The organism is Allosphingosinicella sp. (assembly GCF_036387215.1).
Taxonomy (GTDB): Bacteria; Pseudomonadota; Alphaproteobacteria; order Sphingomonadales; family Sphingomonadaceae; genus Allosphingosinicella.
In genome coordinates this window covers 1-10,079 of the sequence record NZ_DASVUE010000357.1, presented here as the reverse complement: position 1 = coordinate 10,079, position 10,079 = coordinate 1, and the positions used below count along the sequence as shown (strand labels likewise).

Sequence of the window (10,079 nt, the reverse complement as noted above, 5' to 3'; positions counted from 1 at the left end):
TCGGAGCGCTTCGGCTGCAGGCGGCGGAGGAGGCCGTCGCACGCCGCCGGCTGCCGCCAGCCTACGGCCCGTGGCGCGACTGCGACAAGCCCCTCGATCATCAACCTTTGACAGGGCGCAAGGCCGGATGACAGACGTGTACGCGATGAGCCACAAGATCCTGATCGTCGACGACGACCCGCATATTCGCCAGGTTCTGAGCTTCGCGCTCGGCAAGGCGGGGATGCAGACCAGCGAGGCGGGCGACGGCGAGGCCGCTCTGGCCGAGATCGACGCGCGGCGGCCGGACCTCGTCGTGCTCGACATCAACATGCCGCGGGTCGACGGGCTCGAAGTCTGCCGGCGCCTGCGGGCAAGCGGGGACCTCCCCATCCTGTTCCTCTCCTCCCGCGACGACGAGGTCGACCGGGTGGTGGGGCTGGAGCTTGGCGGCGACGATTATGTCGTGAAGCCCTTCTCGCCCCGCGAAGTCGTGGCGCGGGTGAGCGCGATCCTGAAACGCGGCGGCCGGGCGCTGGAGGAGGCGGGGCCGCGCGGGACGGTGACGCACAACAAGCTGCGGCTCGATCCGGAAGCCTGGGAGGCGCGGTGGGACGGGGAGGAAGTCTCGGTGACGGTCACCGAATTCCAGCTGCTGCTGTTGCTCGCGAGCCTCCCCTCGAAGGTCTTCAGCCGCGATGCGATCATCGACCGGCTGCACGGACCGGGCTTTGCGATCACCGATCGGACCATCGACAGCCACATTCGGAACCTCCGGCACAAGTTCGGAAGCCTCGGCGGCACCGACCTGATCGAGACCCGCCCCGGCGTCGGCTACCGGATCGGCGCCTGCCTCGGGCAGCCCGCTTGATCCGGACGCTCAAGGACATCCTGAAGCGTTACTGGCCGGCGCTGCCGCTTCGCTCGATCCTGTTCCTCACATTGCTGTTCGTCGCGGCTCTGCCGGGCGTGGGGGCAGTGTCTCTCCGCGTGTACGAGAACACGCTCGTCCAGCAGACGGAGGCCGAGCTCATCGCGCAGGCCGCGGCGCTGTCCGGCGCCTACCGCGCCGCCTGGCGTGAGGGCGAGGACCAGAGGGAGTTGCGGTCCCTGGAGCCGCAGCGGCCGACGATCGATCTCAACGCGATGCCGATCCTTCCCGAGCAGCCCCGGCCGGTGCCGGCGCGGGTCCCGCCCGAGCCGCGGGCGCAGAGGGTCGCGACATCGCTTGCGCCGGTGGTCGCCGACACGCGGCAGACGACGCTCGCCTCGATCCGGATGCTGGATGCACGCGGCACGGTGCTGCTCGGCCCGGCGTATCCGCCCCTCAGCTTCGGCCAGGTCCCGGAGGTCCGGTCAGGGATGGCAGGACGAACGACGACCGTCCTGCGCCGCCGGGCGGATTATGCGGCTTATTCCTGGCTCGAATTCCTGAGCCGTGCCTCGGGCATCAACGTCCATTACGTGCGGCCGGTGATGCTCCGGGGGCAGGTGATCGGGATCCTGATGCTGTCCCGCTCGCCCCGCGGGCTGTTCCTCGGCATGTACCAGGACCGCGGCAAGATCGCGATTGGCGTCGGCACGATCTTCGCTACCCTGCTGGTGCTTGCAGGGCTGCTGTCGAGAGGCATCGCCCGTCCGATCGAGACGCTGCGCGAGGCGACGCAGAATGTGGCGCGCGGCTCGGTTGCGATCCCCGACCCGCCGGTGACGGCGGCGGTGGAGATACGCGCGCTCTATGAAGCGTTCGGAACGATGGCCGAGCGGATCGAGCGCCGCTCCCGTTACCTCCGCGACTTCGCCGCAGCCGTGAGCCATGAGTTCAAGACCCCGATCGCCGGCATGCGCGGCGCGCTCGAGCTGCTCGAAGAGCATGGCGCAACGATGAGCGAGGAGGAGCGGCAGCGCTTCCTCGCCAATGCGATGGGAGACGCGGACCGGCTCTCGCATCTCCTCCAGCGCCTGCTCCACCTCGCGCGCGCCGACATGACGGTGTCGCCCGAGGACAGCGCCAGCGACATTGCCGAGCCGCTTCGCCGGGTGGCGGACGCGCACCAGGGGATTGCGGTGGTCAGCGACATTCCCCCCGATCTCGCGCTTGTCGCCGCGCCGGCGGAGCTCGTGGAATCGGTGCTGGAAACCCTGGTGGAGAACAGCCAGCAGGCCGGCGCCAGCACAGTTCGGATCGGCGCCAGAGGCGAAGGCGGCTCCGTCCTGCTCACCGTCTCCGACGATGGCCCCGGCATCAGCGGCGCCGACCACGAGCGGGTGTTCGAGCCGTTCCACACCAGCCGCCGCGCCGAAGGAGGCTCCGGCCTCGGCCTTTCCATCGCCCGCTCGCTGCTCGCCTCGTGCAGCGGCACGATCGTCAGCAAGGCGAGCGACGGCGGCGCCTGCTTCGAGATCAGCCTTCCGGCCGCCTCACGCTAGGAGGTGCTTCTGGATCTTGCCGGCGGCCGTCCGGGGAAAATCCGCCACGAAATCGTAGCGCACCGGCACCTTGTAGGAGGCGAGGTGGATCCGGCAGTAGGCGTCGAGATCCTCGCTTCTAAGGCCGGTGCCGTTCCGGAGGCGCACGAAGGCGCGGCCGACCTCGCCCCATTTCACGTCGAGCATCGGCACCACTGCGGCCTCGCTGATCTCGGGATGCGCGCAGAGCACGTTCTCGACCTCGGCCGGATAGACGTTCTCGCCGCCCGAGATGAACATCTCCTTCCGACGCCCGGCGACATAGTAGAAGCCGTCGGCATCGCGGCGGGCGAGGTCGCCTGAGCGGAGCCAGCCGTCGGGCGTGAAGCAGGCGCTGGTCGCCTCCTCGTTCCGCCAATAGCCGGGGGTGATGCCGGGGCCGCCGAACAACAGCTCGCCCACCTCGCCGTCCGGCACGTCGCCGCCGTCGCCGTCGACGATCCGGACGCTGCACAGGAGCTGCGGCTTGCCGACGCTTCCGATCCTTTCCCACGCATCCTCCGACGCGGCGAGGAAGGCGGTGGGGCCGGTCTCAGTCATGCCCATGCCGTTGCAGACGCGCACGCCCAGCGAACGGTACCGCTCCACCAGCGCATCCGGCAGCGGCGCTCCGCCGCAGCCCCAGTTGCGCACCTCGTCCAGAGGAACGGCCGCGAAGCGCGGATGCTCGAGCAGCGACTGGTAGACGGCCGGGACGGCGAAGAAGGCGCTCAGCCGCCGCTCGTCCAGAAGTCGAACGACCGCGTCCGCGTCGAAGGCGCCGAGCATGATCACCCGCCCGCCCGCAATCAGCGCCGGAAGCGCGTGGAGGTTTATTCCGGCGGTGTGGAAGAGGGGGAGGAAGCAGGCGACGGTGTCGGTCGAGGCGAGGTCGATCGCGGTGCGGATGTTGACGTAGTTCGCAAGCGCCATCCGGTAATTGTAGATGACGCCCTTGGGCCTGCCGGTCGTCCCCGACGTGTAGAGCAGATACCAGATCTGCTCGGCGGGCCAGGAGGCGCGGAACTCCCGCTCCGGCGCGGCTTCGAGGCGGCGCTCGTATTCCTCGTCGAGCCCGATCCTGTCGTGCAACAGCCCGGCCGCCGCTTCTGCGTCTTCGGCGCCGAAGAAGAGCAATTTCGGCTCCGAATCCTCGACGAGCTTCTCGAGCTCGGCGCGGGGCATGCGCCAGTTGAGCGGCACGAGGATCGCGCCGAGCTTCGCGCAGCCGAACAGGATTTCGAAGAATTGCACCCGGTTCCGGCAGAGGATCACAACGCGATCGCCCTCGCGCACGCCGGCCTCGGCGATCAGCGAGGCTGCGCGCGCCGAGCGGCGGTCGAGCTCGCCATAGGTGAACGTGCGGCCGGTGGCGGCGTCCTCCATCGCCACCCTGCCGGGGGCGAGCGCGGCCCGCTTGGCGATAAGGTCGGGAACCTCGCAGATCATGGATCGCGCTTCCTGAGGCCTTCCGAGACCAGGTTGATTGCGACGTCCGCCACTTCGGCCGGAGACAGATCGTCGTCCCAGATGCCGTAACGCATGCCGAGGAACACGCTCATGCCGATAAGCGCCCAGGCCCGCGGCTCGTCTGCGCCGTCCGCTATCTCTCCCCGTCCGCGCGCCGCCGCCAGGTTGCGGCGATACCCTTCGGCGAAGGTGAGATAATGTTCGCGATAGACGTCGTCGGCGACGAACTGTGCTTCCTCAATGATCCTGTAGAGCTCCCGATGCTGCCGGACGAAGCCGATGAACGCCTCGAGGCCCAGCCGCTCGGCCGTGAGCCGGTCGGGAGCGCCGCGCACCGCCTCGGCGACGTGCTGCCGGGTGGCATGGCTCATGTCGCGGACCAGCGCCCGGAACACTTCCTCCTTGCTCTCGAAATAGGTGTAGAAGGTGCCGAGTGCGACGCCGGCGCGCTGGGTGATCCCGTTGATCGCGGCCTCGTGATAGCCGCGCTCGCCGAATTCCAGGGCCGCCGCTTCGAGCACGCGGCGAAGCGTCTTTCGGCCCCGCTCGGTGCGCGGAGCCTTGTCCCCCAATCCCGCAGCCGTCGCCATTCCACTGCCCCCGCTCAGCCGTTGCGACATTGCCTCACCCATACCTGAAACGCAATTCAGCCGCTGAAGTTGAATATTGACTCAACTTTCACTTCGTGCCACCTGCCATGATCGCGCAGCCGCTCGCAGAAGGGGCGCGTGGGGAGAGGGACTTGCGGCAATTCACGGCATCGGACGGCGCACGCATCGCGTTCCGGGACAACGGTTCCGGGCGGCCGCTCGTGCTTCTTCACGGGCTGATGGCGCATAGCGGCTTCTTCGCCGCGCAGGACGAGCTCTCGCGCGAGTTCCGCCTCGTCAGCATCGATCTGAGAGGCCACGGCCGGTCCGACACTGCGGCGCCTACCGTCGATCAAATCGCCGAAGACGTCGAGGCTCTGCTGGCCTTTATCGGAGTGGATGACGCGATCGGCATCGGCTGGTCGCTCGGCGCTTCGGTGCTCTGGCAAATGCTGGCGGGCCCGTCCGCCTCCCGGTTCGCCGGCGCCGTGATCGTCGACATGACGCCGCGCGTGCTCAATGTGGAGGGCTGGGAGCTCGGCCTTTCGCCCGAACTGTGCGAAGCGCGGCGGATCGCCATCCGCGACGATTTCGCCGCCTTCGCTCTGGCCGCGGGTCAGGCGATCTTCGCTCAGCCGGTTGCCGAGCATCTACAGGATCAGGCCGATTGGGCAGGCGCCGAATTCGCGCGCAACGATGCCGGTGCGGTCGGCCGGCTGTGGGAGTCTCTCGTCGAAAAGGATTTCCGCGCCTCGCTCGGAAAGATCCGCCAGCCCACGCTCGTGGTCCACGGGGCTCACAGCCAGCTCTACGGCCCCGGCACCGCCGATTATCTCGTCTCGGCTCTTCGCAATGCGCAGGCAGTCCAGTTCGATCGCTCGGGCCACGCTCCGCACATCGAGCAGCCCGAACTCTTCAACCGCACCATCCGGGACTTCGCGGCCAGCCTGCCGCGCGTCCGGCAATCCGAAACAACCGTTTAACAGGAGGGAAGTCATGGCCCGCATCAATCTCAATACGGCTCTCAAGCTCAGCACAGCTTTCATCGCACTCGCCGCAGCGGCGCCGGCCTTCGCCCAGGCCGCGCAGGACCAGGGGCAGCCGGCAGGCACCTCCGTCTCCGACGAGCAGCAGGCTGCAGCCGCGAACCAGGCCGCCGAGGAGAGCGCGACCCAGGATACCGACATCGTCGTAACCGCGCGGCGCCGTGCCGAGAGCCTGCAGGACGTTCCGATCGCGGTCACCGCCTATACCGGCGAAGCGCTCGAGCGGCAGGGCGCCATCGACATCACCGACATTTCCGACACCACGCCGAACGTGACCCTCGAAACCTCGCGCGGCACCAACACCACTCTCACCGCCTTCATCCGCGGCGTCGGCCAGCAGGATCCCGTCGCCGGCTACGAAGCGGGCGTCGGGCTCTACCTCGACGACGTGTTCCTGAACCGTCCGCAGGCGGCCGTGCTCGACATCTACGATGTGGAGCGGATCGAGGTGCTGCGCGGGCCGCAGGGCACGCTCTACGGCCGCAATACGATCGGCGGCGCAATCAAATATGTCACGCGGCGGCTAAGCGACCAGCCGACGCTGCGAATCCGCGGCAATCTCGGCACCTACGATCAGGCCGACATCATCGTCTCGACCAGCATTCCTCTGTCGGAGGCGGTCCGCGTGGGGGCGTCCGGAGCACGGCTCAGCCGCGGCGGATTCGGCAAGAACCTCGTCAATCCGCGGGTCGAGAACTACAACCGCGACATCTATGCCGCGCGCGGCACGATCGAGGTTGAGCCGACCTCGAACTTCTTCCTCCGCATCTCGGGCGACTACACCAAGGACGATTCCGATCCGCGCAACGGTCATCGCCTGATCCCCGGCCTGCTCACCGGCGCTCCGGTGCTGAAGGATGTGTACGATACGCGCGCCGGGCTCGACATTCCGCGGCAGGGCGTCGAAGCCTATGGCGGCGCGGCACGGGCCGAACTGCGCCTCGGCGGCGGCTTCACCATCAAGAACATCCTTGCCTACCGCAAGGATAAGAGCTTCGCGCCGATCGACTTCGACTCGCTTCCGTCAGCGGACGTCGATGTGCCCGCCATCTATCGCAACAAGCAGTTCTCGAACGAATTCCAGATCCTGTACGAGGGCAGCCGCCTTCAGGGCGTCGCCGGCCTCTATTATCTCGATGCCAACGCCTACAACATCTTCGACGTGATCCTCGGAACCACCGGTCCTCTGATCGGCGTGCCGGGTCTTGCGGCGGAAACGATCGGCGACGTCGATACCAAGACCTGGGCAGTATTCGGCGACTTCACCTTCGACGTCACCGAGCAGCTGTCGCTGTCGCTGGGCGGGCGCTACACCAACGACAAGCGCCACGCGGTCGTGATCAAGCGCAACCTCGCAGGAGGGGCGACTCCCGCGCTCGGCGGCGTCGGCGTCCAGTTCGGAGCGCTCGTCTCCAACTTCGAAGGCGAGAAGACCTTCAAGGAATTCACGCCTCGCGCATCCATCACGTTCGAGCCGGACGACAACAACACCTTCTACGCCAGCTACTCAAAGGGCTTTAAAGGCGGCGGCTTCGATCCGCGCGGCAATTCGCCGCAAGCTGGCGATTCCGACGGCGACGGCGACGTCGATGCTGCCGACATCTTCGAATTCTTCCTGTTCGACCCCGAGAAGGTCGACAGCTACGAACTCGGCTACAAGGCCTCGCTGTTCGATCGGCGTCTCCGGCTGGCGCTCGCCGGCTTCTACGCCGATTACAAGGACGTCCAGGTCCCGGGCTCGGTGGGCTGCATCGTGAACGGTATCCCGACCTTCTGCGGGCTCGTCACCAACGCCGGCAAGGCGACGTTCAAGGGCATCGAGGCGGAAATGGTGGCGACCTTGTTCCGCGATACGGAAAGCGGCTCGCGCCTCAACTTCGCGGGCACCCTCGGCTATCTCGACGCGAAGTATAACGAGTTCATCACCACCGTCGCCAACTTCACGCCCACCGGAACGCCTGCCGCGGGCACGCCGGCCAAGCCGGTCGACGTCGCCGATTTCCGGCGGATCCAGAACACGCCGAAATGGACCCTTTCAGGCACTCTGGATTTCTCCACCCGCATGGCCGGCGGTGAGATCAACGCCTCGACGACGCTTTCCTACAGGAGCAAGACCTTCCAGTTCGAAACGCCCAGCCCGTTCCTCGATCAGCCAGGCTACACTCTGCTGGACGCGAGCCTGGTCTGGACTTCAAGCGACGATCGCTTCACGATCGGCATTCACGGCAAGAACCTGACCGACAAGCAGTATATCACCTCGGGCTACCCCTTCCTCGTGGTCAATCCGGTGACCGGAGAGCCGGTGCTTTCCGTCACTCCCAGCTCGCCGAATTTCGGCAAGCCGGGCGTTGCGCCGGCTCTCGGCCGCGAAGGTGTCGCGACCGTCTTCTACGGCAACCCCCGTCAGGTCTTCGCAAGCTTCGGGATCAAGTTCTAACCATGGTGGAGGCGAGGAGCAGCACGGGAACGGCATCGGGCGGCGGGCGTGTGCTCGCCATCCTGCTCCTCGCCTACATCTTCAACTTCATCGATCGGCAGATCATCGGCATCCTGGCGGTGCCGATCCGGGCCGAGTTCGACCTCGACGACAAGACGCTGAGCTATCTCGGCGTCGTCTTCGCGATCTTCTACAGCACGATCGCGATCCCGATCGCCTGGCTCGCCGACCGGCGCAGCCGGATCAACATCATCGCGGCTTCGATCGCCGTCTGGAGCCTGTTCACCGCCGCCTGCGGCCTCGCTCAAAGCTACGGCCAGCTGGTCGTCGCCCGGATGGGCGTGGCGTTCGGCGAGGCGGGGGGGATCGCCCCGTCTTATTCCCTCATCGCCGATTATTTCCCGAAGAGCCGCCGCGCCCGCGCAATGGCCTTCTTCTCGCTCGGCATTCCGATCGGATCGGCGCTCGGCATCTTCTTCGGGGGGTGGCTGGCGACGCAGCTCAGCTGGCGGTCCGCCTTCATCATCGTCGGGCTCGCCGGAGTGCCGACGGCGCTTCTGGTCAAGCTGGTCCTGAAGGAGCCGGTGCGCGGGGGGCTCGACAACGACGCGGGTAAGGTCAGTGAGCCTGCACCGCCGCTCGGCACCGTGATGCGGGCGCTGGCCGCGAACCCCAGCTTCTGGCTGCTCTCGTTCGGCGCCGCATCGGGATCGATCCTGGGCTACGGTTTGATCTTCTGGCTGCCGAGCTTCTTCAACCGCAGCTTCGGCCTGCCGCTGACGGACGTGGGCTGGTTCTACGGATCGATCGTGCTGGTGGGCGGCGTCGCCGGCACCTGGCTCGGCGGCTGGTTCGGCGACCGGCTGGGGACGAACAGGCCCGGCCGCTACGCGCTCATCCCGGCGGTCTGCTTCCTGATCACCGCTCCCTCGTTCGCGTTCGGCCTCTTCGCTCCGAACCTCTACGTCGCCTGGCTGCTCTTCGCACTCGGGCAGATGATGGCGCTCGCCTGGCTCGGCCCTGTGATTTCAGCCGTCCAGCACATCGTGCCGCCGAACATGCGGGCGACTGCGGGGGCGAGCTTCCTGTTCATCAACAACCTGATCGGGATTGGCTTCGGGATCTATTTCCTCGGCTGGCTGTCCGACCGCATGAAGGCGGAGCATGGCGAGGATTCGCTGCAATATTCGATCCTCTACGGCCTCGCCTTTTATCTCCTGAGCTCGCTGCTCTACTTCCTGGCCGCGCGGCGGCTGGAGCGGGATTGGTACCGGGCGCCGGCCTAGGCTCTATTCGAACTCGAGGATCACCGCGTCGACGGCAAGGCTGTCGCCGGGCTTGGCCTGCACCGATTTCACCGTGCCGGATTTCTCGGCGCGGAGGATGTTCTCCATCTTCATCGCCTCGACCACGGCGAGCGGCTGGCCGCCCTCGACCTTGTCGCCCTCGCTGACGTTCAAAGCGGTGAGCAGGCCCGGCATCGGGCAGAGCAGATATTTGGAAAGGTCCGGCGGGATCTTCTCGATCATGTAGCGGCTAAGCTCGGCCACATGGGCCGGGAGCACGTCCACGACGTGCGAGGCGCCGCGGGTGGTGAGCCGCCACTGCCGTCCGCGCCGCGCCACCTGCACGGTCCGGCTGCGCTCGTCGATCGTGCCTTTGAACACGCGCTGCCCGGGCTGCCAGCGGCCGATCAGCTCCCGCCCTTCGCCCTCGTCGATATAGCCGAGAAGCCCGCCTTCGAACCCGTCGAAGCGGATCCGGTGGTCGCGGCCGGCGATCCGCACCACCCGCTCCTCCGGAGGAAGCACTTCGCTGCCGAGCTGGCCGCTGATCGCGCAGGCGCGGTGATCGGTCTCGAGCGCGACGAGGGCGGCGATCAGCGCCAGGTCCTCGATCAGCTGCGGGTCGGCCGGAGCCCCCTGGAAGCCCTCGGGATATTCCTCGGCGATGAAGCCGGTGGTCAGCTCGCCCGCCCGGAAGCGCGGATGTTGCATCAGCGCCGAAAGGAAATCGACATTGTGGCCGATCCCCTCGATCACGAACCGGTCGAGCGCCTCGATCCCGAGATCCACCGCCGCCTCGCGCGTGTCCGCGTAGGTGACGAGC

8 protein-coding genes are annotated in these 10,079 nt (G+C 67.2%); 5 read left to right on the top strand and 3 right to left on the bottom strand.

The window, feature by feature from the left end; translation table 11 throughout:
• The first annotated feature begins 127 nt into the window (after nucleotides 1-127).
• Complete coding sequence (locus VF662_RS14235; RefSeq protein ID WP_464142420.1) at nucleotides 128-850, top strand: response regulator transcription factor; 723 nt, start codon at nucleotides 128-130, stop codon at nucleotides 848-850.
• Nucleotides 847-2,409, top strand: coding sequence for a sensor histidine kinase (locus tag VF662_RS14230; protein ID WP_464142419.1), 1,563 nt, complete (start codon nucleotides 847-849; stop codon nucleotides 2,407-2,409). The genes VF662_RS14235 and VF662_RS14230 overlap by 4 nt, the downstream gene beginning before the upstream one ends.
• Here VF662_RS14230 and VF662_RS14225 read toward each other — a convergent pair.
• Nucleotides 2,401-3,876, bottom strand: coding sequence for a class I adenylate-forming enzyme family protein (locus VF662_RS14225; protein ID WP_464142418.1), 1,476 nt, complete (start codon nucleotides 3,874-3,876; stop codon nucleotides 2,401-2,403). The two genes, VF662_RS14230 and VF662_RS14225, sit on opposite strands and share 9 nt — an antisense overlap.
• Nucleotides 3,873-4,487, bottom strand: a complete 615-nt coding sequence (locus VF662_RS14220; RefSeq protein WP_464142417.1) for a TetR/AcrR family transcriptional regulator — start codon at nucleotides 4,485-4,487, stop codon at nucleotides 3,873-3,875. The genes VF662_RS14225 and VF662_RS14220 overlap by 4 nt, the downstream gene beginning before the upstream one ends.
• 152 nt (nucleotides 4,488-4,639) lie before the next feature.
• Between VF662_RS14220 and VF662_RS14215 the strand changes: the two genes are divergently transcribed.
• Genes VF662_RS14215 through VF662_RS14205 form a run of 3 tightly spaced genes read left to right on the top strand, consistent with a single transcriptional unit; the run spans nucleotide 4,640 to nucleotide 9,256 of the window.
• On the top strand, nucleotides 4,640-5,470 hold the full coding sequence (locus tag VF662_RS14215; RefSeq protein ID WP_464142416.1) for an alpha/beta fold hydrolase: 831 nt from the start codon (nucleotides 4,640-4,642) through the stop codon (nucleotides 5,468-5,470).
• A gap of 13 nt (nucleotides 5,471-5,483) precedes the next feature.
• Entirely contained in the window at nucleotides 5,484-7,970 is a 2,487-nt protein-coding gene (locus VF662_RS14210; RefSeq protein WP_464142415.1) for a TonB-dependent receptor, read from the top strand.
• Between the two features lie 2 nt (nucleotides 7,971-7,972).
• Nucleotides 7,973-9,256, top strand: a complete 1,284-nt coding sequence (locus VF662_RS14205; RefSeq protein WP_464142414.1) for a spinster family MFS transporter — start codon at nucleotides 7,973-7,975, stop codon at nucleotides 9,254-9,256.
• Between the two features lie 3 nt (nucleotides 9,257-9,259).
• On the opposite strand, the gene VF662_RS14200 is transcribed toward VF662_RS14205, so the two are convergent.
• The coding region (locus VF662_RS14200) for a biotin/lipoyl-containing protein (protein WP_464142413.1) at nucleotides 9,260-10,079 on the bottom strand (820 nt) is incomplete at its 5' end.